This is a genomic window from Allobosea sp. TAF32 (assembly GCF_052113585.1).
Classification (GTDB): Bacteria; Pseudomonadota; Alphaproteobacteria; order Rhizobiales; family Beijerinckiaceae; genus Allobosea.
This window is the reverse complement of the sequence record NZ_JBFRDM010000016.1, coordinates 1-23,730: the sequence shown is the minus strand read 5'-3', so window position 1 is coordinate 23,730 and position 23,730 is coordinate 1. Positions and strand designations below refer to the sequence as shown.

Sequence of the window (23,730 nt, the reverse complement as noted above, 5' to 3'; positions counted from 1 at the left end):
GGCTTTAGCCAATTTGGATCGCTATAGACGTACAAGCCCAACACCACGGTCACACGCCCCGCGCATGGCAAGCAGCCCCCTCGCCCTTCGTATCGCCAACGACATCGTCGCCCAGATCGGCATGGGCGAACTCGAACCCGGCTCACATCTGGCGACGGAGGCGCTGGCAGCACGCTTCGAAGTCTCGCGCTCGCCTGTTCGGGAAGCGCTATCGCTTCTGTCCAGTAAAGGATTGATCGAAAGCCGCCGGAATCGTGGCTTCTTCGTTCTCCCGACACCCTCCGGAAACCGCGCGAGCGAGATCGAGCCACTGGTTCCGGCCGTCGATGAGCCCTATTACCTTTTCGCAGAGGATTGGCTGCACGACAGGATCAGCGCAGACCAGACAGAGCAGGCAATCCGGGATCGGTACGGCCTTTCGCGCGCCCAGGCCCAGGAACTTCTGCTGAGAGCCGCGAGAGAAGGATGGGCCGAGCCCAAGCCGGGCTACGGCTGGAAGCTGCGTCAGGTCGCCAAGACAGCCGAAGCCTTTGAAGCGATCTACCGGTTTCGTGCCGTCATCGAACCGGCAGCCCTATTGGAACCGACCTTCTGCTTCGATAAGCGCTCTGCCGCGGCTCTCCGGAAGACCCAGGAGCGACTTGCGTCCGGTAAGCTCGAAGGAATGGCCCCGGCAGCGATGACCGCCGCAGGGGCCGAGTTTCACGAGGCGATCATCCGGATGTCGAACAATCCGATGTTCTTCCAGGCCCTGGAACGGGCAAACCAGTTGCGCCGCCTGGCGGAGTATCGCCTGAAAGTCGATCCTAAGCGCATTTCGCTGCAAAGCCTCGAGCACCTTCAGATCCTCGACCTCCTTGCCCGCGGCGACAATCTTGAAGCCGCGCATCTGATGCGGCGACACCTGAGCGGCGCCCTGGCATCCAAGTCGCCGGTCATTCACCCGCGGCACGAGCCGAGTTAGAGCCTACCCCGCCTCCCTCCCGCCCCAATACACCCCGGTTTCCAGGGCCGGACGAACTATGCACAAAGTCAGTTGGTTTTAGATATTGCTAAAACCAATCCTGCTGCTAAGTTGCCCCGATAACAACAACCATGCGGGAGGCTTCAGCATGATCAATCGTCGCCAATTCGTTCTCGGCTCCGCGGCTGGTGTGAGCGCACTGAGCTTCGGGTACTCCGCCGGGGCTCAAACGATCCCCACCGGCTATCCGGCCGATTACAAGAACGTCGTCGAGAAGGCGAAAGCCGAGGGCGCGGTGTCGATCTACACATCGACCGACGATGTGCAGGGGCGCCCGCTGGTCGAGGCCTTCAAGGCCGCCTTCCCCGGCATCCGCGTCGACTACAACGACATCGGCACCAACGGCGCCTACAACCGCGTGATCTCCGAAGCCGCCGCCAAGCAGGTCGGCTCCGACGTCGTCTGGACGTCCGCGATGGATCTCCAAATGGTGCTCGTGCAGCGTGGTTTGGCTGAAGCCTACAAGTCTCCGGAGACCGGGAAGCTGCCGGACTGGGCGAATTTCAACGACACGCTCTACGGCACGACGGCCGAGCCGGTCGGGATCCTCTACAACAAGGCGCAGACGGCATCGCTGAAGCTGCCGCAGACGCGCGTCGAGTTGCTCGCCTTCATGAAGGACAACAAGGACGCGCTGAAGGGCAAGCTCGCGACCTTCGATCCCGAGAAGAGCGGGACCGGGTTCCTGTTCTTCAACAACGACGCGAAGACGCGGTCCGACACGTTCGATCTCGTCCGGGCCTTCGGCGCCGCCGACGGCAAGATCTACGGCAGCTCGGGTGCGATGCGGGAGAAGATCGTCTCCGGAGAGCACGTCTTCGCCTTCAACATCATCGCCTCCTACGCCATCGAATGGGCGGCAAAGAACCCGGCACTCGGCTACATCCTGACCTCGGACTACACGGCGGCCTTCTCGCGCGTGGCGAATATCTCGAAGGGCGCTCCCCATCCCAACGCGGCCCGCGTCTTCCTTGACTTCCTTCTCTCGCCCGCCGGGCAGTCCGCGCTGGCGGCCAACGGGGCTCCATCGATCCGCACCGACGTCACCAGCGGCCTCAACCTCGCCAAGCTCAACGAGATGGCGAACGGCAATCTGAAGCCGATCCCGATCACGACCGCCTTGCTGGAAGCCACGGAGCCGAAGAACCGCGCTGAGTTCTTCCGCCGCTGGAAGGAGGCGCTGCGCGGCTGAGCCGCGCAGTTCCCGGAGCCGTCATCATGTCACTCGCTGCACAAGCGCCGCGCTATAGGGCCACCGTCATCCTGGCCCTGTTCGCGATGGTCGCGGCTCCGGCCGTCCTGATCATCTACCAGAGCTTCCTGAATGCGCCGTTCTTCGACGAATCCGCCCGGCCAAGTCTCGAAGCCTACGAGTTCATCCTCACCGATCCCGAGTTCTACCGGGCGCTCTGGACGACCACGCTCTACGCCTTCGGCATGGTGCTCGTCGCCGTGCCGCTGGGCGGAATCCTGGCCTTCCTGATCACGCGGACGGATCTGAAGGGGCGCGGCTGGCTCGAGCCTCTCGTGCTCGTGCCGATGTTCCTGTCCTCGATCGTGCTCGCCTTCGGCTACACGGTCGCGATCGGACCGTCCGGCTTCGTCACGATCGCGTTCAAGAGCATCTTCGGATCGGCGCCGTGGAGCATCTACACCCTACCGGGCATCATCCTGATCGGTGGCCTCAGCCACGTCCCGACCGTCTATCTCTATGTCGCCTCGGCGATGCGGCGGCTCCCCAGCGATCTCGAGGAAGCCGCACGCACGGCAGGTGCCAGCGTCTGGCGCGTCTCGCTCGATGTCACCCTGCCGATGGTTCTGCCGGCGCTAGTCTTCAGCGCGGCGCTGAACCTGCTGCTGGGCTTCGAGACCTTCGGTATCCCGCTCGTCCTCGGCGATCCCAACGGCATCCTCGTGCTCACGACCTATATCTACAAGGTCAACACGATCTTCGGTGCGCCGACCTACCAGGTGATGGCAGCGGTCACCGTCTTCCTGATCCTGATCACGCTGCCCCTCGTCTTCATCCAGCGCCGGCTGCTGCGCCATGCCCGTCGCTTTGCGGCCGTCGGTGGCAAGGGTGCGCGCACCAACCTGCTGAAACTCGGTCGGGCCGGACAGATCATCGCGCTCTCGATCATCGGCATCTGGCTGATCGTCTCGGTCTTCCTCCCCGTCGGCGGCGTGATCCTGCGTGCATTCGTCGAGAATTGGGGTGAAGGCATCCGCATCACCGAGCAACTGACGCTCGACAACTTCAGGCGCATCTTCGAGCTGCCCAGCCTCTCCCGCGGCATCATCAACACGATCCTGCTCGCTGCGGTCGGCGGAGCCGTTGCCGTCGGCTTCTATCTGATGGTCGGCCTTGCCGGTCACCGCAACCACGGCAAGACCGGCACGCTGCTGGATTATTCCGTCCTGATCCCGCGCGCCTTGCCGGGGCTGATCGTCGGCCTCGCCTTCTTCTGGCTGTTCCTATTCGTGCCGTTCCTCGTGCCGCTGCGCACGACGCTGTTCAGCCTGCTGATCGCCTACATCATCGTCGGCTTGTCCTACGGGCTGCGCATCATCCAGGCGACACTCTTGCAGGTCGCTCCCGAACTCGAGGAGTCGGCGCGTACCGCCGGCGCCACCACCTTCAGGACCTGGCGCGACGTCGTGATCCCGCTGGTCAGGCCCGGTCTCGCCGGGGCCTGGGCGATGATCATGATCGTCTTCCTCCGGGAGTACGCCACCGGCGTCTACCTGATGAGCTCCGGGACCGAGGTCATCGGCTCTCTGATGGTCTCCCTTCTGACCTCCGGCGCGATGGACCAGATCGCCGCGCTCTCCTTCATCTCGATCCTGCTGACCGCGGTCGGGCTCACGCTCGCCCTGCGCCTCGGAGCCAAGATCCATGACTGATCTCGTTGTCGACAACGTCCAAAAATGGCTGGGCGGCCTTCAAATCCTCTCCGGCGCCAGCTTCACCGCACAGAAGGGCCGCATCGTCGCGCTGCTCGGTGCCTCCGGTAGCGGCAAGACCACACTGCTGCGTTGCATCGCCGGCCTTGAACAGCCGGAAATCGGGCGGATCGCGATCGGCGGCACACCCGTTCTGGACGACAAGGCGGGCGTCGCCCTGCCCCCGGAACAACGGAAGATCGGGCTGGTGTTCCAATCCTATGCCCTATGGCCGCACCGATCCGTATTCGACAACGTCGCCTATGGACTGAAGCTCCGGAATCTGCCCCAGAGCGAGATCAAGACGAAGGTTGAGGCCATCCTCGACAAACTCGGGCTTGCCCATCTTGCCGCGCGCTATCCAGACCAGCTCTCCGGCGGACAGCAGCAGCGTGTCGCGATCTGCCGGGCTCTCGTCTACGAACCCAAGGTCCTGCTGCTCGACGAGCCGCTCTCCAATCTCGATGCCAAACTGCGCGAGGAAGCGCGGTTCTGGATCCGCAAGCTGATCCTAGAGCTGGAAATCTGCGCGATTATGGTGACGCATGATCAGGCCGAGGCTCTTGCCATTGCCGACCAGGTGCTGCTCCTGAAGGGTGGGAGCATCGTGCAGTCCGGCAGCCCGCGCGAAATCTATGGCAAGCCGGAGACGTTCTACGCCGCCGATTTCATGGGTGCGAATAACGTCCTCGCAGGCAAGCTCGTCCGTGACGCCGATAAGCCTGACGCGATCGACTGTGCCGGGCTGTCCCTTGCAGGCATCTGGAAAGACAGAGACCCCCCGGCCGATCCTGCCTCGGTCAAAGCCGTCATCAGGATGGAGGCGATCTCGGTCACGGCGGATGCCGTTCCGGACAGTGCTCCGTTCGATGTCGAGGGCTGCATCTATCTCGGCGAGAAATGGGAGTACCGCCTGAAGCGCGGGGACCTGCGCCTGCGCGCCCAGGGCCATGACGAACTCCCCGGCCCAGTCGCCCACTGCCGGATCCCGGCCTCGGCAACCTGGCTGTTCAACCCGTGAAGTTCGCTCGATGATCAAGCGCACCCGTATCGCCCTGATCCATGCCACCATGGTGGCCGTCGATCCGATCGCGCTGTCGTTCCGAGACCTCTGGCCGGAAGCGGAGCCGCTCGGCGTCCTCGACGACGGGCTGGCCATCGATCGCGCCGCAGCGGGGGCACTGACGGAGGAACTCTCCAACCGCATCGGAGCGCTCGCCGCCTACGGCGCCTCGACTGGAGCAAAGGCGATCCTCTTCACGTGCTCGGCCTTCGGCACGGCGATCGAGGCAGCGGCCCGGGCCCTGCCGATCCCGGTGCTCAAGCCGAACGAGGCGATGTTCGAGGAAGCACTCGGCGTCGGTGACGACATCGGCATGGTCGCGACCTTCGGACCCGCGGTCGCCGGGATGGAGGAGGAATTCTTCGAGGAGGCGAAGCGGATCAGACCGACCGCCCGGATCAGGACGCACCTTGCCGCCGGGGCGATCGAGGCCCTGCGCGGCGGTGACGCGGAAACGCACAACCGCCGTGTCGCGGAGGGTGCGACCGAAATCGGGCAATGCGACGCCCTTCTGCTCGCGCACTTTTCGACGTCGAGGGCACTCGCGGCGTGCAAGGCCGCGACCTCCCGTCTCGTCCTGTCATCGCCCGATGCCGCTGTCCGGAAACTCCGGCGCCTGCTGGAGAACTGAAGAACGAAGCTCGCGAAGCCGAGCCGTAACCAGGGAGGCCTAAATGACAATGACGGCGGCCGGAGCCAGAGCAATCCTTGCGGGTGTCCTCTTATGCGCAGGATTCGCGTCTACCGGTGCACAGGCGTTCCCGGAGCGGCCGATCATGATGATCGTCCCGTTCGCGGCCGGCGGCGCCGCCGATGCAACTGGTCGGATCCTCGCCGAGGGCATGGGCAAGGCGCTCGGCAAGGCCGTCATCATTGAGAATGTGGGCGGCGCGGGCGGAGCAACGGGCACGGCTCGCGTCAAGAATGCCCAGCCTGACGGATATACCATTGGGTTGGGGCACACGGGCACACTCGCCGCGGCGGTAACCGTGATGCCAAGATTGCCACATAACCCGCGGTCGGATTTCGCGTACCTCGGCATCGTTGCGGCGACCCCGAACATCATCTTCGTTCGCAAAGACTTCCCTGCGAACGATCTGAAAGAATTCATCGCTCTCGCCAAGCAAAAGAAAGCTCAGTTGACCTTTGGCCACTCCGGAAATGGAGCGGCCTCTCACATGACGTGCCTTCAATTCTTTGGCTTGATCCAGGCACCTCCGACCTATGTGCCCTATCGTGGTTTCGGCCAGACGATCAACGACGTCATTGCAGGCAAAATCGACGGGTCTTGCGATCTGGTCGCTTCGGTTGCCGGGCAGGTACAGTCGGGTCTGGTGAAAGCCTTCGTGGTGGCCGCGAAGGATCGCTCACAGACACTGCCTGAGGTTCCGACGGCTGCGGAAGCGGGCCTCCCCGAATTCGTGTCGGAGACTTGGACCGGGCTCTTCGCACCGAAGAATACGCCCAAGCCGGTCCTGGATATCCTGGAGACGTCCATAGCAACCGCGCTCAACGACCCTGAGGTGGCGAAGCGGCTTTCCACCATTGGCGCGCGCGTGCCGAATGCGGACGAACGCGGCGGGTCAACGATGCAGAAACTCGTAAACTCGGAAATCGACCGCTGGGCCGAGATCCTCAACAAGGCGGGCTTCAAGCCCGATTAGGCAACGTGGACGACGCAGTCGGAACTCTACATTGGACGCCTTTCGAGGTCGGAGGGGAGACGATCCTCCGCCTCGATTGCGCATCGTTACTCGGGCCGGACTACCGCAGGCTGCCGCATGTACTGCGCATCCTGTTCGAGAACGCCATGCGGACGACTCCGACGGCGGAAACGCGCCATCTGCCGCAAGTATTCCGGGAGTGGTTGGCCGACGGCACAAGCCTCGCGGAGATTCCGTTTCTGCCGAATCGCATCATGATGCATGACACGACCTGTGGCCCCGCCCTGGTCGACGTTGCCGCGATGCGCGACGTGCTGAGCGAACACGGCCGTGACCCCGACCTTCTGATGCCCCGGATTCCAGTCGACGTATCGACCGATCACTCCTCGGGCGTCGACTTCTTCGGCCGCGCCGACGCCTTCCAGCGCAACCTCGAGAAAGAGTTCGGGCGAAACGCCGAACGCTATCGGCTGATGAAATGGGCGTCCGCAGCAATGCCCGGGATTCGCGTCCATCCGCCGGGTTCCGGCATCATGCACACGATCAACCTGGAGCGCCTGTCACGCGTGGTCGTCCGGGAGACGCGTGGCGGCCGGCACTACGCCTATCCCGACGCGTTGATCGGAACCGACAGCCATACCCCAACCGTCAACGGCCTCGGGGTACTCGGTTGGGGCGTCGGTGGCCTCGAGGCCGAGGGCTCGCTGTTCGGCGTGCCCGTGGTGCTACGTATCCCGAACGTGATCGGGGTGCGCCTGATCGGACGGCTGCGCAGCGGCGCGATGGCCACCGACCTGGCGCTCGAGGTCACCCGTGCCCTCCGCGAGATCGGCGTCACCGGGGACTTCGTTGAGTTCCACGGTCCCGGCGTCGCGACATTATCGGTCGGCGAACGCGCTGCCATCGCCAACATGGCGCCGGAGTACGGTGCCTCGACAGGATACTTCCCGATCGACGCAGCCTCTCTGGCCTATCTCGCCAAGATCGGCCGCTCGGCCACCGACCACCGGCTGGTCGAAACCTATGCGAAGGCAGCCGGGCTCTGGTTTGATCCAGGCGCCAAGTTGCGCTTTACCCGCGATCTCGAAATTGATCTCGACGCCATCGAGGCGAGCGTAGCTGGGCCGCGACGCCCCCAGGACCGACATACCGCGGGCGATACCAGGGCCTGCTTCACCCCGCCCTTGGCCGCCGGCGACGATCCGGTCCCAGACGGCGCGGTCGTGATCGCCGCTATCACGAGCTGCACCAACACCTCGGACGCCAGCATGCTGGCTGCGGCAGGCGTTCTCGCTGGCAAGGCCCGGGCTCTGGGGCTTCGCCCCAAAGCCTACGTGAAGACCTCGCTCGCACCGGGATCGCCGACGGCCGAGCGTTTCCTGCGCCGTGCAGGGCTGATGCCGCATCTCGAGGAACTCGGCTTCGGCATCGTCGGCTATGGCTGTACCACCTGTATCGGGAATTCCGGTGCGCTGCCGGATGTGGTGCGGGCCGAACTCGGGCGCCCCGGCTTCCGCCCGGTCGCCGTTCTGTCTGGCAACCGCAACTTCCCGGGCCGTGTCCACCCAGACCTCGAATACGGCTTCCTTGCCTCGCCCCCGCTCGTGATCGCCTTCGCGCTGGCCGGGTCGGTGGATATCGACATTGCCCGCGAGCCGATCGGCCACGCGTCTGATGGCCAGCCAGTGATGCTGCACGACATCTGGCCGACAGGCGCAGAGATCGACGCTGCCGTCGCAAGCGGCTGGGACGTCGGAGATTTCGACGCCGCCTACCGCGAGGCCGCGAAACGTCCGCTCTGGGTCGAACTCGACGCGCCCACGGGGCCACGCTTCCCTTGGGATCAGTCCTCCACCTATCTGCGTAGGCCGCCCTTCGTGCGACCGACCGGATTGCCAGCGCCCCAAGGACCTGCCCGCGCCCTGCTCGTGCTGGGCGACGACGTCACGACCGACCACATCTCGCCCGCCAACCAGATCCGACCGGACAGCGCTGCCGGGCGCCACATCGTCGAGCGCGGTGGCGATCCCGCCGATCTCAACGTCTACGCGTCGCGGCGCGGCAACTTCGAGGTGATGGTGCGCGGCGCCTTCACGAACCGTCTGGCGATCAACCGGCTCGTCCCGGAAGCGCCCGCCGGGATGACGCGACACGAACCCTCGGGCGAAGTGGTGACGCTGACCGAGGCCGCCGAGCGTTATCATCGCGAGGGCACGCCGCTGTTGCTGTTCGCCGGGGAGCGCTACGGCATGGGTTCGTCACGCGACTGGGCCGCCAAGACCGTCGCCCTGCTCGGCGTGCGCGCAGTAATCGCGTCGAGCATCGAGCGCATCCACCGCACGAACCTGATCGGCATGGGCGTGCTGCCACTCCTGCTGCCGGAGGGTGTCTCTCCGAGCTCGCTCGAAATTGCGTCGACGGACGTTTTCGAGATTGACCTGTCCCCGCACGGATTGACCCCACGCTGCGACGTCGCATTCGTCATCGTGAGGGCAAACAGCCGCAGGGAGCGCTTCGTATTGCGAGCCGGGATCGAGACCTCCCTCGAGGTCACTCTCCTCAAGTCCGGCGGGTTGATCCCGCACGTTCTGTCGGGACTGCTGGACGAGCCCGAGCTGGCGAAGGGAGCGGTTTGAACATGGCGATGGCACTGCCTGAGGGGGCCTGTGACTGCCACGTCCACATCTTCGGTCCGCCTGAGCGCTATCCCTTCGCTCCGGATCGGGTTTACACCCCCGGTACGGCGGACGAGGAGATGCTGCTGGCTCTGCATCGCCGCCTCGGCATCGATCGGGTGGTGCTGGTTCAGCCCAGCCCCTACGGCTTCGAAAACGCCCGGATGCTGGCCGCCCTCAACCGCCTGGGCGAGCGTGCCCGCGCCGTGGCAGTCTTGTCCCCCGACGTCCCGGAACGGGATCTGGCCGCGATGAAGGCGAAGGGCGTCTCCGGCCTGCGGCTCAATGTCGACACCGGGGGTGTCGTCGATCCGGACGCAATCTGGGCAGCGCTCGCCACAGAATCCGAACGCTGCGCGCGCTTGGGCTGGCACACACAGATCCTGACCCGCCTTTCGGTGATCGACGCGCTCGAGTCCCGCATGGGGACCCTGCCCGCGCCCCTCGTCGTCGATCATTTCGGACGCCCGGATATCGACGGCCCCATTGATCAACCCGGCTTCCCGGCCCTGCTGCGTCTGCTCGGCACCGGCAAGGTCTGGGTCAAGCTATCCTCGATCGGACGCCTGTGTGGGCCGCGACCGCAGGATCAAATTGCCCCCTTTATCCGCGCGCTGGTCAATATCCGACCCGACCGACTGGTCTGGGGCTCGGACTGGCCGCATACCGGCGGCGGCCGCGGCAACCGGTCGGTCGGTAAAGTCGAGCCGTTCTCCGAGGTCGATGACGAGGCCTCGCTGGCGGCCCTGTCGCACGCAATCGGCGATCGCGCTACGATCCACCGCATCCTCGTCGACAATTCCGCGCGACTTTATGGATTCCAGCAATGACCAAGCCATTCGACACGCCGCCGGAACTCGCCAGCGCCGATCTCGACCTCGTCATCTGCGGCTTCCCCGGCAAGTCCGCCTGCCATGGCGGCCTCGGCTGGAGCACCGTGGCTATGCTCAGGCATGGCGACCGGATCGCGCTGGTCGACGCCGGCAATTTCGGGATGCGCAAGCTGATCCTCGAACAGCTCGGCCAGCGTGGGCTGAAACCCGTCCAAGTCACCGACCTGCTGCTGACGCACTCGCACTACGACCACTCGGTGAACTGGACGCTGTTCCGGGATGCACGGATCGTGGTCGGCGCCGTCGAGTTGGACTGGGCGCTCCACGAACCCTGGGGCGAGACCCCGGTTCCCGAGCTCTACGTGCGCGCCCTGTCCGACTGGCCGACCTGCGAGAAGGTCGCCGATGGGGCCGAAGTGTTCCCGGGAATGACCGCGCATCTTGCGCCGGGGCATACGCCCGGCTGCCTGGTCTTCCACTGGCGGACGCCGACACGGGACATCATCTTCACCGGCGATGCTGCGAAGAACCGCGCGGAGTTGGTCTCACGGGACACCGATATGACCTACAACGCCGCAATCAGCCGCGCCTCGATCGATATGATCTGGGAACGCTGGCGGGCCCGTCCCGGCACGGTTGTCGTCCCCGGCCATGACCTGCCGATGGTCCTCGTCGACGGCAAGCCACAATACCTCGGCAAGCGCAAAGCATCGATCCGGGCCTGGTTTGGCGACGATATGACGACGCTGACCGAGTTGGATCTGGCGGCCACCGGAACTGGCTGAACCTACAACCAAACACCTGCCACAGAACGACGGACCGACACGATGACCGCGCGCGCAGACTGGAATGCCGACCTCTATCTCCGGTTCGAGGACGAGCGCACGAGGCCTTCCGCTCCTCCCAGCCCATGGGAAACGACGCGGAAACTCTACCTCAAAGCGATCCAGTTTTAAGGGCTCAGATCAGTTGGCAGGACGAGACCGGGCGGATCAAACCCGGCTAGAGCCCGGAGATTCCGCAGCTGGCCCTTAGCCGATTCTGGAAACGTCCTCTTTCCGGCAATCTAGGTCGTGCCCCCATAAACCGAAAGCGTCCGAGATGGGCGGATAGTCGAACTCCCCTATCAGCCTATGGGCATGTGTTTCGCAGCGGCGAGCATCCCTCGACGAGGAGCCCGCCGCTTCGAGATCGGCTGCTGGTCTAGTCCTTGGCTTTGGTCAGCGCGTGCTGAATGACCTGATTGTCCGCGCTCGTCAGTTGCTCCAGTCCGAGCTGGAAGGTGAGTTTGTCGAGCTTCCCGGAGAAGCGGAACGGCACCTGGTAGTCTTTGTCCTCAACGGGTGTACGGGTGTCGACGCCCACGTCGAAGGTTTCATCGATCGTCATGAGGAATGGGATGGTGTGCGCGATCTTTTGGTTGGCGACCTCCGTGTCGTCGACCTTGAGCACGCCGGTGCCCCCCTTACCGAAGCCGGGTCCATCGTATTTGAAATCGAACACGATGGTATGCTTGCCCGGCGCGAGCGCCTGCTGGCCTTCCCAGCGGAACCGCTCCAGATCCAGCATATTGTAGAGGAACACCGGCTTGCCCTTGAGCACGTAAAGGCCATAGCCGCCGAAGCGCCCGCCCAAGGTAACGAGCATGCCTTCGGCGCCGCCCTGCGGAATTTCCACCGCGGCTGTTATGCTGTAGGACTTGTTCAGGATGCTCGGCGCGTCGCTCTCGGGAATGCCCGGCAGTACACCAGAATAGGTGAAGGTGGTCTTGCCGGCGGTGGCGCTCGGTCGCGCAGCGATGATGCGTGACAAGACGGAGTTGTCGAGAGGGAAGACATTGTACTTCGTCGCTTCGACAAGGAAGACATCCTTCATCTCGCGCAGCTTGTCAGGCATCCTGCTGGCGAGGTCGTTGCTTTCCGAATAGTCGTCGACAATGTTGTAAAGCTCCCAGCTATAGCCGTTGACGACGTCTTCGGGCAGCTTGGCGGTGCCCAGGAGCCAGGGGGCCGCCGGCGGCGTTGTGGCCGCGATCCAGCCGTCGTGATAGATCGCGCGGTTGGCGAACATCTCGAAATACTGCGTCGTTCGCGCGGACGGCACGTTGGCGCTCGATTTGTCGAAGGTGTAGCTCATGCTGACGCCTTCAATCGGCTTTTGCGCGATGCCGTTGACCATCACTGGCGCGGGGATGCCGGTTGCCTCAAGGATGGTCGGCACGATGTCGATCATATGGTGGAACTGACTGCGGATGCCGCCTGCATCCTTGATACGGTTCGGCCAGCAGATCGCGATGCCCTGGCGGGTGCCGCCGAAATGCGACGCGACCTCTTTCGTCCACTTGAATGGCGTGTCGAAGGCCCATGCCCAAGCCACCGCCATGTGAGGATAGGTCGCTGCCGAGCCCCAGGCGTCATACGCCTTCAACTGATCGGCGATCGGAAGATCCAATATGCCGTTGTAAGCGGTATATTGGTTCGGAGTGCCGCGTGTGGTGCCTTCCGGACTCGTTCCGTTGTCACCGCTGATATAGATGATGAGGGTGTTGTCGAGCTTGCCTTCGTCCTGGACTTCCTGGATGACGCGCCCGATTTCGTGGTCAGTATAGGCGACATAGCCGGCGAACACTTCAGCCTGCCTTGCAAACAGCTTCTTCTCGTCGGCCGTCAACATCTCCCATTTCTGCAACTCGTCCGGCCAGGCCGTGAGCTGCGTGTTGGCGGGGATGACGCCAAGCCGCTTCTGGTTGGCGAAAATCTGGTCGCGCAGCGCGTTCCAGCCCATGTCGAATTTGCCCTTGAACTTGTCGATCCATTCCTTCGTCGGCTGGTGAGGCGAATGGGTGCCGCCGGGCACGTAGTAGAGGAAGAACGGCTTGTCGGGTGCGGCGGCATTGAGGCGCCGCATATGGTCGATGGCCTCATCCGCCAGATCGGTCGTCAGATTGTACCCTGGCTTGCCGACCCACGGGAAAATCGGGGTCATGTTCTGATACAGATTCGGGGTCCATTGGTCGGTCTCGCCGCCCATGAAGCCGTAGAAATAGTCGAAGCCCATGCCGATCGGCCACTGATCGAACGGCCCGGCCGCGCTGTATTGATAGCTGGGCGTGTTGTGGTTCTTGCCGAACCACGATGTCGCGTAGCCGTTCTGCTTGAGGATGGTGCCGATGGTGGCGTTTTCCACGCCGATCACGGAATCATATCCGGGATAGCCGGTCGATTGCTCCGAGATGATGCCGAAGCCCACCGAGTGGTGGTTGCGTCCGGTGATCAGAGCCGCCCGCGTCGGCGAGCACAGCGCAGTCGAGTGGAACTGGGTATATCGCAGCCCCATCTGCGCGATGCGGTCCATCGCCGGCGTTGGGATGACGCCGCCGAATGTGCCGGAGACACCGTAGCCCTGATCGTCGGTCATGATCAGGAGGACGTTGGGGGCGCCTTTGGGCGGCACCACCTGCGCCGGCCAATAAGGCTTGGACTTCGACGCCTCAAGGTTGATGGTGCCCCCAAAGGCAGGCGGCGGCGGTGGAAGATATTTTCCATCGATCGTCGTGGTGGCGCCAGGCGAGCCCAGCGTACCGGTGATCTGCTGGGCGCCCGCCGGGGCGCAGGCCATGACAAGAAAGGTCGTTGCGTAGAGTGCCAGCGCTTTGGTCTTCATCACGGTCTCTCCCCACCTCACGCAATTTGCGTGCAGTCGCGACCGCCACCCCAGCACTTTTACTTTTGGTCATCTTTATGTCGCGAGTAAGTCGACCCGCGTGCCTGCCGGAAGCGGACGTCGCCAGGTCGACGAAGCGGTCGATCGCGCGCAACAGGTGCTTAGAACAGGGCCTCCTGTGCCACCGGCCGCCCATCAATCAACCTGCCCTCCAACCCAAGGAGGAGTGAATCAGGACTTCAACCCCGCAGCAACGCCGACTTCTTCAACACAATCGGTCGAGAGCGTTGATCAGGCGTTCGCTCGGAACCTGACGCTGCCGAGCTTGCAGCAAAGCGGACCTAGCCATGGCCTGAGAGGGGCCACTCGTCCGACCTTTGGACGGTACGCCGCGAATGTCGCACCGGGGCCGGGAACGGAAGTCAGGCGAACCCATTGGAAATGTCTGCTTTCGTGCAAGGCGCCAATGTCTGCAACTGGCGCTTCAATGCCGGAGGTCGGCTCCAATCCGGAGCAGCTGCGCTCACGAGAAGGCAACCGTGCGCCGAGGATCAGCGCGAGATTGCCTCGGGCCCCATCCTCTTGCACTGGATATGCGGGTATCCGCTCTGGCAGTGTCGATCGGCGAGCCTGTGATGAATCTGAAGCATTATGAAGCGTTCTACTGGATCGGCCGCCTGGGCAGCTTCCACGCTGCGGCGCGCCAACTCGGCGTGTCTCAGGCTGCGATCTCGGCGCGCGTCAGGGAGGCGGAAGAAGGGCTCGGGCTGCCCCTGTTCGAGCGGGTCGGGCGCGGCGTCGTCCTGACCCCGAAGGGGCAGGAGCTTCTGCCCTATGCGGCCCAGTTCGTCGCGCTCGCCTCCGAGGTCCAGCAGCGCATCGGCACGCGCGACGCGATTTCGGGCCGCGTCCGCTTCGGGGCGACCAGCATCCATGCGATGACTTGGCTTCCGAGCCTGGTCGATCGCATCGCACGCTCCCATCCCGGCCTCGTGCTGGAGGTCGCGGTCGATTCGAGTGAGACCCTGCGCGCCGGGCTGGAGCGCGGCCAACTCGATGTCGCCGTCGTCGCCGGCCCGCTCGATGGCAGCCGGCTGTTCAGCGTCTCGGTCGGAGCGGTCTCCAATATCTGGGTCGCCCATCCGCGCCTCAACCTGCCGATGCGTCCCCTCACCGCGCGCGAGCTGGCGGCATGGCCGATCATCTCCGACCGGCCGGGGACGCTGTTGCACACCCTGATGCTGGACTGGTTCCGGCAGGACGGCGCCGAGCCGCACCGCAATCACAGCGCTTCCCATCTGCCGGTACGCCTGCATCTCGCCAAGGCCGGAATCGGCGTCGCGCTGGTCTCACAATCGGCCGCCGAGCAAGATCTCGCGGCCGGCCATCTCGTGCGGATCGAAACCGCGCAGCCGGCTCCGAACCTGTCCTATTCGCTCGCCTGCGCCATCGCACCCCCGTCCCTGCCGATGCGCGTCGTCATCGACGCGGCCGCCAGCTTCATCGCCCAGAAGGGCGATCTCAACATGTATTACGCTGCGGCAGGACAGGCCGAGACGGAGACAGTGGAACCATCGATCGCGCCAGAAAAGGTGATCGATGTTTGAAAAGCAGAATCTATCAATCAATGCATTTTTTATAATTTCCGAAAAGTATTATTGACTAGTTCTCGAACTGTGACAGACTGCCATCGTTCGCTGATCGACGAGGTACTGCCGTGGCTCGACTGAACCGACGTCAAATCCTGACAATGCTTTCGCTTGCGGCTTCCGGCCTGCCGGCGCGCCTGTCCGCCCAGGAGCGGAATGCCGTCATCGAAGGCGCGAAGCGGGAGGGCCGGGTCAATTTCGCGAATTCGGCCTCCGCGCCCAACTTTCCGCAATTCATCCAGGCCTTCACGGCCCGCTATCCTTTCATCGATGCGACCACCGGGCTCTATTCGGCGCCGGCCGGGCGCGTGCTGGCGCGGGTCGATGCCGAGCTGAAGGCACGCGCGCTCACCTTCGACGTGCTGCATGTCGCCAATCTCGCGCCCTATCTCGCGATGTCGCAGCGCGGACAATTGCTGGGTTATCGCTCGCCGGAGCTCGATGCCTATCCGCCGGAAGCCTCCGACCGCGACCAATGGGCGATCGCGCGGATCGTCGGCGTCATCATGGCCTATAACCGAAATATCCTGCCGGCGGAGAAGGCGCCCAAGGCCTGGGCCGACCTGCTGAACCCGGAATTCAAGGGCCGCAAGCTCGTCATCCAGGATTCCGCGGCTGGCACGAGCTTCAACCAGATGTATCTGCTGGAGAAGCGTCTCGGCGCCGATTTCATGCGACGCTGGGGTCAGCAGGAGCCCGTCATCGTTTCCACCGCGGCCCAGCTCATCGACATGCTGGTGCGAGGCGAGGCGCTGGTCGGCGCCACGGTCGATCATTTCCGCGCCTTCGAGCCCGATGCGGTCAAGGCGGGCATCGTCGGGGTCTATCCCAGCGAGGGCATGCCGCTCGCCACCGCCCCGGTCGCGATCTTCAAGGACGCGCCGAACCCGAACGCGGCGCGCCTGCTGGTCGACTTCACCCTCTCCGCCGAGGGGCAGACCTTGCTCAATACCGAGATCTTCAAGGTCTATTCGATGCGGCGCGGCGTTGCCGCGCCCGCCGGGCAGATGCCGCTCGACCAGACGAAGCCGATGCTGCCACAGGACCTGCAGGACTACGAGCGCGCTTCGCGCCGCTTCCCGGAAACCTTCGATCGCAATTTCAAGGCCTGAACCTTGCCCGCCCCTCCGTCACAGAAGGCCGGCCGTGTCCGACGCGGCGCCGGGCAAGAGCGGCTGCTTGCCGTCGCTCTCTCGGCGATCGTCGCCGTCATGGTGCTGGTGCCGCTCGTTGCGGTCGTCGTCGGTGCCTTCGGCGACGAGGACGGCTTCACCGTCACCGCGCTTGCCGATGTCCTTGCCTCGAGCCGCGTGCTCGGCAACACGTTGATGGTCGGCCTCGGCACGACGATCCTGGCCACGGGGCTGGGCGGGATCCTCGCGGTCATCCTGGTACGGACCGACACGCCCTGGCGCGGCGGGCTGGAGCAGCTCGTGCTGCTGCCGCTCTACATCACGCCGCTGCTGACCGCCGTGGCATGGTCCTGGCTCGGTTCGCCGCGCGGCGGGCTCATCAACCTGCTGGCGCAGAGTGGGCTCGGCCTGTCCGGATCACTCGTCAATCTGCATTCGGCCGGAGGCATCGTCACCGTCGCGGCGCTGGCCTATGCCCCGCTGCCGTTCCTGCTGATCTCGGGCGCGCTGCGCGGCATGGACCCCGCGTTGGAGGAAAGCGCCCGCGTCCATGGCGCCTCGATCGCCGCCGCCTTCCGGCGCGTGACGGTGCCGCTGGCCTTGCCGGCATTGCTCGGCAGTGCGCTTCTCGTTTTCGTCCAGTCTCTCGGCCTGTTCAGCGTTCCCGCCGTGCTGGGGATGCCGGCAGGCTTCTATGTCGCGGGGACCGAGATCTACCGGCTGCTCAACAGCTATCCGCCGCGCGTCTCGCAGGCGGCCGGCTGGGGCCTGCTCCTGCTCATCGTCACGGCGGCGCTCGTCGCCCTGCAGGCGGCGATCCTGAAGCGCCGCTCCTATGTCACCATCACCGGCAAGGCCTTCCGCCCGCGCATCGTGCAGGTCGGCCGCTGGCGGCCTGTGCTGCTCGGGGTCGTGCTGCTCTATGTGCTGGCGGCCGTCGTCCTGCCCGTCGCGACCCTGTGCTGGGCTGCGCTGGTCAATTTCATCACGGTCGATCCGAAGCTGATGAGCTTCGACCTGCGCCACTTCGCCTACGTACTGTTCACCTATCCGAAGACGCTCCTGGCGGCGCGCAACAGCCTCGTCCTCGGCCTGCTCACCGCGACAATCATCTGCGCGCTCGGCCTCGCCATGGCATGGGTGATCGTGCGTTCGCGCGGCACGGCGGCGCGCTTTCTCGATCAGGTCGGCATGATGCCGCTGGCGATCCCGCCGATCGTTCTCGCTCTCGGCCTGCTCTGGAGCTATGTCGGCCTGAGCTGGCTGCCGATCTACGGCACGATCGGCATCCTGCTGCTGGCTTACGTGACGCATTACCTGCCCTTCGGCCTGCGTGCACTGTCGAGCGCGGTCCGTCAGCTCCATCCCGAGCTCGAGGATGCGGCGCGCGTCTCGGGTGCCAGCCTGCTCGGCACCCTCAGGCGCATCGTCCTGCCGCTGACCCGGCCGACGCTGGTCGCGACCTGGACATTGCTCTTCATCCTGTCGCTGCAGGAGATCTCCTCCTCGATCCTGCTCTACACGGCCCCGAGCACCGTGCTTTCCGTCGCTGTCTTCGACCTCTGGGAGGCGGGCAACGTCAACGCGCTCGCCGCCCTCAGCGTCATGCAGCTCCTCGTCACCTTCGCCGCCCTCGCCGTCGTGGCGCGGCTTCGTCAGAAGGCGGTCGCCGCGTGAGCCCTGCATTCGTCAGCGTCGAGGATCTCGTCATCGCCTATGGCGACGTGCGCGCGGTCGACAAGGTGAGCTTCGGCATCGCCGCCGGCGAGCAGGTGACGCTACTCGGCCCCTCCGGCTGCGGCAAGACCACGACGCTACGCGCCGTCGCCGGGCTGGAGCGGCCACGAGACGGGCGCATCCTCATAGACGGCAAGCCGGCCTTCGACGGCGGCGCCGGCATCGATGCGCCGCCCGAGAAGCGCAACCTGTCGATGGTGTTCCAATCCTACGCCATCTGGCCGCATATGACGGTCTTCGAGAACGTCGCCTTCCCCTTCCGCGTCCGCGGACGCCCCACTGCCGAGGTGAAGCCCGCCGTCAACAAGGCACTGGAGCTGGTCGATCTCGCCCGCTTCGCCGATCGCCCCGCGACCATGTTGTCCGGCGGTCAGCAGCAGCGCGTGGCGCTGGCGCGAGCCGTCGCCTTCGGCACCAAGCTCGTGCTCTTGGACGAACCTCTGTCGAATCTCGATGCGCAGCTCCGTCTTCAAATGCGCGACGAGCTCGCCGATCTGCGCAAGCGGCTCGGCTTCACCGCGCTCTACGTCACCCATGACCAGGAGGAGGCCTTCTCGCTCTCCGACTTCGTGGTGGTGATGCGCGGCGGGCGCATCGAGCAGGCCGGTCAGCCGCAGGAGATCTACCGCAACCCGCGGACCCGCTTCGTTGCCGAGTTCCTCGGCGTCCGCAATATCCTCCCCTGCGAGCTGACGAATGGCAGCGACGAAGTCCGCCTGCCCGACCAGACCGTGCTGCGGGGACGCGATGTCGAGCCCAAGGCCGCACCCGAGGCACCCGCCATCGCCTTCCGACCGGGCGATGTCCGCCTCGACGACCAGCCCGGCCCCGGACAAGGCGGCAGTGGCGTCGTCACGCGCTCGCTCTTCGTCGGCGACGTCCAGCACGTCTTCCTCAAATCCGGCCCGGTAGGGCTCTGCGCCCATGTCCGTCCCCGGCCTGGCCTCGAAGAGGGCAAAACCCTGTTCTGGCGCGTGGCGCCCGAAGATTGCCTGATCCTGCGCAAGTGAGACACGCCATGAAAACCGCAACCCTTCCCAACCGGGGCCTCAGGATTCTCTGCCCGAACGGCCATCTCGGCTTCGCGCCGAGCCGTCGCGGCTCCTTCGATCACGGCATCGAGGCCTCGCCCGACATCGTCGCCTGTGATTCCGGCTCTTGCGATATCGGCCCGGTCCCGCTCGGCATGGACGGGACGGCGAGCCCGCTCTCCTGGCAGCGCCACGATGTCGAGATGATGTTGCTCGGCGCCCGGCCGCGCGGCCTGCCGGTGATCATCGGCTCGGCTGGCGATACCGGCACCGACAGCCGCGTCGACCGCTTCGTCGATCTCGTCCAGGACATCGCCCGCGAGCACAAGCTGCCGCGCTTCAAGCTCGGTTATTTCTATTCGGAGGTCTCGAAGGAGACCGTGCGTGCCAAGATGGCCGCCGGCGGCACCATCGCGGGCCTGCCCGGCCGCGCCGACCTGACGCCGGCCGAGCTCGACGCGACCGACCGCATCGTCGCCGTCGCCGGCGTGCACCCCTATATCAAGCTGATGGACATGGGCGCCGACGTCATCATCGGCGGCCGCTCCAGTGACTGCGCGATCTTCGCCGCCCCGGCGATCCGCAAGGGCTATCCCGAGGCGCTGGCCTATTATTTCGGCAAGGTGATGGAATGCGCCTCCTTCTGCGCCGAGCCCTACGGCGGCAAGGAATCGATCCTCGGCGAGATCACCATGGACGATGTCCGCGTCACCGCGATGCTGCCGGAGCAGCGCTGCACCGTCGCCTCGGTCGCCGGCCACGCCATGTATGAGCGCGCCAACCCCTACTATGAGCATTTCGTTGGCGGTCATATCGACATGCGCGACTGCGTCTATGAGCAGCTCGACGAGCGCACAACGCGCGTGACCGGCCCGCGCTATGTCCCCGCCACCGATCTTCGGGTCAAGCTCGAAGGCTCCGGCAAGGTCGGCGAGCGCTATGTCGGGCTCGTCGGCATCCGCGACCCCTATACGGTCCAGCGCGTGGACGAAGTCATCGCCTGGGCGCGCCGGATGGTGCAGGAGCGGTTCGGCAGCGAGGGCTACCAGCTCTCCTACAATGTCTATGGGCGCGACGGCGTCATGGGCATGCTGGAGCCGCTGCGCGACAAGCCCGGCCACGAGCTCTGCGTCGTCGTCCAGGCCGTCGCCCCGACGCGCGAGCTGGCGGAGGAGATCTGCATCATGGGCACGCGCCAGATGTTCTATGCGCGGCTGCCCGACGTGAAGGGCACGGCCGGCGGCGTCGCCTTCCTGCTCGACGAGGTGATGCCGGCAAGCCCCGCCTATCGCTGGACGCTGAACCACACCATGCCGATCGACGACCCGATGGAGCCTTTCCGGGTCCACATGACCGAAGCCGGAGTCTGACATGAGCGCCGCGAGCCGTCCCCTCTCAGCGATCGCCAAGACGATCCGCAGCAAGAATGCGGGCGTCGATCACATCACCTTCGACGTGATCTTCCCGGACCGCGCGAGCTACGACCATGTCAGGGCGAGCGGCGCGCTCTCGCCCGCCGCGGTCTGCCGCGTCTTCGGCATCGACCGCGCGCGACTAACCGACCATGTCGAGTTCGACCCGGCCTTCGCCATCAAGTTCACCATCGCACGCGAGAGCGGCAGCGGCACGCTCGGTGACGGCGACTTGTTCGGCAGCCAGCATTACGCGCCGCTGATCGACGTTCCGATTCCCGAGCCTGCTGCAAGCTAGAACTTGGAGCCAGCGGCACCACGATGCCGCTGGCTCCTCGGCGAATGAGGCGCAACGCCCGCTTCCGGGCGAGGCGCCAATGTCCGGACTTGGCGCAGCCTAGACGCGACCCGTGAAAACAATGAGCTTGGCCCTAGGCTGGATGACTGAGCCTCAGAGCCCGAACAGCCTCTCGAAGAAGTTCTTCTGGCGCTCGGCGCGCTGCCGCGATTGGCCCCGGCCGCTTTCGCCTGCACCAAGCCGCGGCGCAGCGCGACAAGGATCGCGCAGCGACGATTCTGGGCCAGTCCGAAGTCGGGTCCCTCGATGGCCCTCCATTCCGCATCGTAACCTAGACGCTCCAGTTCGGCATATACGTGGTGTTGACGCACTCCGTGGGCCACCTGTCCACGAATCCTAGGCGCCGGTCGTAACAGGTGAATAGGCCCTAGCGGTTAGCGCGCCTGGCGCTCGATGTAAGCAACAAGATCAGCAATCTCGGAACGCGTGAGTGAGAGGTCCGGCATGCGCGAACGATGTGGGTCGCCAAGGAACGCTGCAAGCGTCGCTTCGTTGAAGCGCCCCGATCTACCAATCTGAGCGAAAGTCGGGACAGCGTCAGATGCTCGTCGTTGCCCCGGCGCAACAACGTGACATTCAGCGCACCAGCGCTCGGCAATCCGCTGTCCTTTGGCGCTATCCGCGGAGGCCGCCCCGCCGGCGGGTGCCAGGAGCGCAACTGCAACGACGCCCAAGTAAGCGCTACATCCACGTGTTGTTGCCATAATCGCACCCTCGCTCAAGTTCCGGTCACTGGCGCGTCGGCAAGCTTCACGCCGGCAATGACCTCACGGCAGCCAGGAACTCACCGAGGCAGCTAACCAGCGCCGGAAGGCCGCCCTGCCATCTAGTGGTCGGGCCCTCTTGCAAATTCGACACGCTCCCAACGCGTTTCTGCGATCGACAGTCACTGTTCGCTCTTCAAGCTGAGGATGTACGCGACGACATTTGCGATTTCGTCTGTCTCCAAGATCAGGTTCGGCATTGTAGGGTGTGACGTCTGGAGGAACGCATACAATGCCATCCCCGTCGTCGTGCGTGTGTTCGCGATCGCGGCGAAGGGCGGCGCCTTCGTATTGGGAGAAGATGGTTGCCCGCGCTCCACGGCATGACAAGCAGCGCAGGCCTCCCGCGCGAACGCCAATCCCTTCTGCGCGTCTCCCACCTGTTGTGCGCTCAAGCTTGCCGGCACAATCGAAAGGGCGGCACCAACCGCAAAGCTCCGAAGGCGTGCCATTATCAGCCCCTCCTTCACGCCAATTTTATTGGATAGAACGGCGGATGGCCAGATCGTCAACAGCGCGCTGATTTTCTGGCCGTCCTTAGATCCCATTGCTCTTTGAAACTGCCTCTGCAAGCCATCGGATCGCGACGCAGCATCCTGGAACGGTACCGATCCGGCTCACGCGAGCTGCAAACTATAAATCCCCCAACACAAGACGGTTATAGCATCCCAGCGGGCAGATTTTCCATACGAGCCCTGACGCAGCATCCTTCAGCTTCAGTTGGCCTACAATGCGCCAGGGTATGCTTATCGCGCTAGAACGGCAGGCCCTGCTGGCAACTTGGGCGCAGCACAATGCCCCGCGGAGCCCCCCGCCTCGGACCAAGCTCTGTCGGCCTGCAATTTTGATTTTTCTCAAGGTGGCAAACAACGGTGCGTGTACCGTTTGAGGATCAGCCTCGGCTCAATTCGCCGGGCTTCGATCGGGCGGCATGACCGCAAGGATGCTGAGTGACGCCGCCCGCCATGTCTCACAGGAGGCTATTATGGCAGATGCAGCAACCAAGCTCCCCGTTGCAGGCGGAACGCACGAGCCTATCTCCCGCCAATCCGAGATGACTGGATTCGATCGCTTGTGGAGCGAGATGGATCGACTATTCGACAATTTTGGCACCCGCTCTGGCAGGCCCTTTGCAGCTCCACTGTCCTTCGATCTGTCGCTACCCCGCTTCGAACGCTTGGGGAGCGTTCCTGCTGTCGACGTTTCCAAAACAGCCGAGTTCTACAATATCACTGCGGAGCTTCCGGGCATCGCTCCGGCTGATGTTCAGGTCAAGTTCGCGGACGGGCTCCTGACCATCAGCGGAGAGAAGAAGAGCGAGAAGGAGCGCAAGGATCAGGACGCTTATGTCTCCGAGCGTCGCTACGGCTCGTTTGTCCGATCATTCCGGCTGCCGGACGACATCGTCAGCGACAAGATTGATGCTCGGTTTGCCAACGGCGTCCTGAGCATCGCAATCCCGCGACAGGCGCAAGGGCAGCCGAAAGAACAGCTCATCCCCGTCAAGGCAGCCTGACTGCTCCGGACAGTGCGGGCCGGCGCGGCCTAGCCCGCGGATAGATCAGCTAGCGCTCGGCGCCGGCCCGAGATGCCGAAACGTTCGAAATTGACAGTATTCGATCGTGAGAAGCCCTGATCCACCCCCGTTGAATTGGTCCACCCTGAAGTATGTCTTTTGGCAGACAGGAGGACCGATATGCCGAAGAAGCGCCACAAGCCCGAAGAGATCGTCGCAAAGCTGCGTCAGGTCGATGTGCTGGTCTCGCAAGGGCAATCCGTTG

20 protein-coding genes are annotated in these 23,730 nt (G+C 64.5%); 16 read left to right on the top strand and 4 right to left on the bottom strand.

The window, feature by feature from the left end:
* Nucleotides 1-64 precede the first annotated feature (64 nt).
* From AB4Z16_RS26885 to AB4Z16_RS26845, 9 genes are all read left to right on the top strand, one after another.
* On the top strand, nt 65-964 hold the full coding sequence (locus tag AB4Z16_RS26885) for a GntR family transcriptional regulator (RefSeq protein WP_441514387.1): 900 nt from the start codon (nt 65-67) through the stop codon (nt 962-964).
* Between the two features lie 148 nt (nt 965-1,112).
* Nucleotides 1,113-2,216, top strand: coding sequence for an ABC transporter substrate-binding protein (locus AB4Z16_RS26880; protein ID WP_441514386.1), 1,104 nt, complete (start codon nt 1,113-1,115; stop codon nt 2,214-2,216).
* Nucleotides 2,217-2,242: 26 nt separating this feature from the next.
* A complete protein-coding gene (locus tag AB4Z16_RS26875; RefSeq protein WP_441514385.1) occupies nt 2,243-3,928 on the top strand; it encodes an ABC transporter permease in 1,686 nt (561 codons plus the stop codon).
* Entirely contained in the window at nt 3,921-4,988 is a 1,068-nt protein-coding gene (locus AB4Z16_RS26870) for an ABC transporter ATP-binding protein (protein WP_441514384.1), read from the top strand. The genes AB4Z16_RS26875 and AB4Z16_RS26870 overlap by 8 nt, the downstream gene beginning before the upstream one ends.
* A 10-nt stretch (nt 4,989-4,998) precedes the next feature.
* On the top strand, nt 4,999-5,661 hold the full coding sequence (locus tag AB4Z16_RS26865; RefSeq protein ID WP_441514383.1) for an aspartate/glutamate racemase family protein: 663 nt from the start codon (nt 4,999-5,001) through the stop codon (nt 5,659-5,661).
* Between the two features lie 145 nt (nt 5,662-5,806).
* Nucleotides 5,807-6,694 (top strand): tripartite tricarboxylate transporter substrate-binding protein, encoded by an 888-nt coding sequence (locus AB4Z16_RS26860; protein WP_441514382.1) that lies wholly within the window; start codon nt 5,807-5,809, stop codon nt 6,692-6,694.
* A 5-nt stretch (nt 6,695-6,699) separates the two neighbouring features.
* Nucleotides 6,700-9,330, top strand: a complete 2,631-nt coding sequence (gene acnA, locus AB4Z16_RS26855) for an aconitate hydratase AcnA (protein WP_441514381.1) — start codon at nt 6,700-6,702, stop codon at nt 9,328-9,330.
* A 2-nt stretch (nt 9,331-9,332) separates the two neighbouring features.
* The gene (locus tag AB4Z16_RS26850) at nt 9,333-10,199 is read left to right on the top strand and encodes an amidohydrolase family protein (RefSeq protein WP_441514380.1); all 867 of its coding nucleotides are present in this window, start codon (nt 9,333-9,335) and stop codon (nt 10,197-10,199) included.
* Nucleotides 10,196-10,987, top strand: a complete 792-nt coding sequence (locus tag AB4Z16_RS26845) for an MBL fold metallo-hydrolase (RefSeq protein ID WP_441514379.1) — start codon at nt 10,196-10,198, stop codon at nt 10,985-10,987. The genes AB4Z16_RS26850 and AB4Z16_RS26845 overlap by 4 nt, the downstream gene beginning before the upstream one ends.
* 418 nt (nt 10,988-11,405) lie before the next feature.
* Here the strand turns inward: AB4Z16_RS26845 and AB4Z16_RS26840 are convergent, their stop codons facing one another.
* Nucleotides 11,406-13,865, bottom strand: a complete 2,460-nt coding sequence (locus AB4Z16_RS26840; RefSeq protein ID WP_441514378.1) for an arylsulfatase — start codon at nt 13,863-13,865, stop codon at nt 11,406-11,408.
* 635 nt (nt 13,866-14,500) lie between these two features.
* On the opposite strand from AB4Z16_RS26840, the gene AB4Z16_RS26835 reads away from it, so the two are divergent.
* The 6 genes from AB4Z16_RS26835 to AB4Z16_RS26810 all read left to right on the top strand — a co-directional run bounded on the left by AB4Z16_RS26835 (nt 14,501) and on the right by AB4Z16_RS26810 (nt 21,125).
* The gene (locus AB4Z16_RS26835) at nt 14,501-15,472 is read left to right on the top strand and encodes a LysR family transcriptional regulator (protein WP_441514377.1); all 972 of its coding nucleotides are present in this window, start codon (nt 14,501-14,503) and stop codon (nt 15,470-15,472) included.
* Between the two features lie 110 nt (nt 15,473-15,582).
* Complete coding sequence (locus tag AB4Z16_RS26830; protein ID WP_441514376.1) at nt 15,583-16,626, top strand: ABC transporter substrate-binding protein; 1,044 nt, start codon at nt 15,583-15,585, stop codon at nt 16,624-16,626.
* 3 nt (nt 16,627-16,629) lie between these two features.
* A complete protein-coding gene (locus AB4Z16_RS26825) occupies nt 16,630-18,324 on the top strand; it encodes an ABC transporter permease (RefSeq protein ID WP_441514375.1) in 1,695 nt (564 codons plus the stop codon).
* Nucleotides 18,321-19,394 (top strand): ABC transporter ATP-binding protein, encoded by a 1,074-nt coding sequence (locus tag AB4Z16_RS26820; protein WP_441514374.1) that lies wholly within the window; start codon nt 18,321-18,323, stop codon nt 19,392-19,394. The genes AB4Z16_RS26825 and AB4Z16_RS26820 overlap by 4 nt, the downstream gene beginning before the upstream one ends.
* Before the next feature lie 8 nt (nt 19,395-19,402).
* Nucleotides 19,403-20,785, top strand: coding sequence for an acyclic terpene utilization AtuA family protein (locus tag AB4Z16_RS26815; RefSeq protein ID WP_441514373.1), 1,383 nt, complete (start codon nt 19,403-19,405; stop codon nt 20,783-20,785).
* A 1-nt stretch (nt 20,786) separates the two neighbouring features.
* Nucleotides 20,787-21,125, top strand: a complete 339-nt coding sequence (locus AB4Z16_RS26810; protein WP_441514372.1) for a DUF4387 domain-containing protein — start codon at nt 20,787-20,789, stop codon at nt 21,123-21,125.
* Here the strand turns inward: AB4Z16_RS26810 and AB4Z16_RS26805 are convergent.
* From AB4Z16_RS26805 to AB4Z16_RS26795, 3 genes are all read right to left on the bottom strand, one after another.
* Nucleotides 21,122-21,496, bottom strand: coding sequence for a hypothetical protein (locus AB4Z16_RS26805; protein ID WP_441514371.1), 375 nt, complete (start codon nt 21,494-21,496; stop codon nt 21,122-21,124). The genes AB4Z16_RS26810 and AB4Z16_RS26805 overlap by 4 nt on opposite strands.
* 63 nt (nt 21,497-21,559) lie before the next feature.
* On the bottom strand, nt 21,560-21,889 hold the full coding sequence (locus AB4Z16_RS26800) for a c-type cytochrome (protein ID WP_441514370.1): 330 nt from the start codon (nt 21,887-21,889) through the stop codon (nt 21,560-21,562).
* A gap of 182 nt (nt 21,890-22,071) precedes the next feature.
* Complete coding sequence (locus tag AB4Z16_RS26795) at nt 22,072-22,461, bottom strand: c-type cytochrome (RefSeq protein ID WP_441514369.1); 390 nt, start codon at nt 22,459-22,461, stop codon at nt 22,072-22,074.
* 473 nt (nt 22,462-22,934) lie between these two features.
* Between AB4Z16_RS26795 and AB4Z16_RS26790 the strand changes: the two genes are divergently transcribed.
* Entirely contained in the window at nt 22,935-23,465 is a 531-nt protein-coding gene (locus tag AB4Z16_RS26790; protein WP_441514368.1) for an Hsp20/alpha crystallin family protein, read from the top strand.
* The last annotated feature ends 265 nt before the right edge of the window (nt 23,466-23,730 follow it).

Excerpts from the sequence above, each read along its gene's own strand:
- AB4Z16_RS26885 (WP_441514387.1), top strand. The coding sequence starts at position 65 with ATGGCAAGCAGCCCCCTCGCCCTTCGTATCGCCAACGACATCGTCGCC.
- AB4Z16_RS26880 (WP_441514386.1), top strand. The coding sequence starts at position 1,113 with ATGATCAATCGTCGCCAATTCGTTCTCGGCTCCGCGGCTGGTGTGAGC.
- AB4Z16_RS26875 (WP_441514385.1), top strand. The coding sequence starts at position 2,243 with ATGTCACTCGCTGCACAAGCGCCGCGCTATAGGGCCACCGTCATCCTG.
- AB4Z16_RS26870 (WP_441514384.1), top strand. The coding sequence starts at position 3,921 with ATGACTGATCTCGTTGTCGACAACGTCCAAAAATGGCTGGGCGGCCTT.
- AB4Z16_RS26865 (WP_441514383.1), top strand. The coding sequence starts at position 4,999 with ATGATCAAGCGCACCCGTATCGCCCTGATCCATGCCACCATGGTGGCC.
- AB4Z16_RS26860 (WP_441514382.1), top strand. The coding sequence starts at position 5,807 with ATGATGATCGTCCCGTTCGCGGCCGGCGGCGCCGCCGATGCAACTGGT.
- AB4Z16_RS26850 (WP_441514380.1), top strand. The coding sequence starts at position 9,333 with ATGGCGATGGCACTGCCTGAGGGGGCCTGTGACTGCCACGTCCACATC.
- AB4Z16_RS26845 (WP_441514379.1), top strand. The coding sequence starts at position 10,196 with ATGACCAAGCCATTCGACACGCCGCCGGAACTCGCCAGCGCCGATCTC.
- AB4Z16_RS26840 (WP_441514378.1), bottom strand. The coding sequence starts at position 13,865 with ATGAAGACCAAAGCGCTGGCACTCTACGCAACGACCTTTCTTGTCATG.
- AB4Z16_RS26835 (WP_441514377.1), top strand. The coding sequence starts at position 14,501 with ATGAATCTGAAGCATTATGAAGCGTTCTACTGGATCGGCCGCCTGGGC.
- AB4Z16_RS26815 (WP_441514373.1), top strand. The coding sequence starts at position 19,403 with ATGAAAACCGCAACCCTTCCCAACCGGGGCCTCAGGATTCTCTGCCCG.
- AB4Z16_RS26810 (WP_441514372.1), top strand. The coding sequence starts at position 20,787 with ATGAGCGCCGCGAGCCGTCCCCTCTCAGCGATCGCCAAGACGATCCGC.
- AB4Z16_RS26800 (WP_441514370.1), bottom strand. The coding sequence starts at position 21,889 with ATGGCAACAACACGTGGATGTAGCGCTTACTTGGGCGTCGTTGCAGTT.
- AB4Z16_RS26790 (WP_441514368.1), top strand. The coding sequence starts at position 22,935 with ATGGCAGATGCAGCAACCAAGCTCCCCGTTGCAGGCGGAACGCACGAG.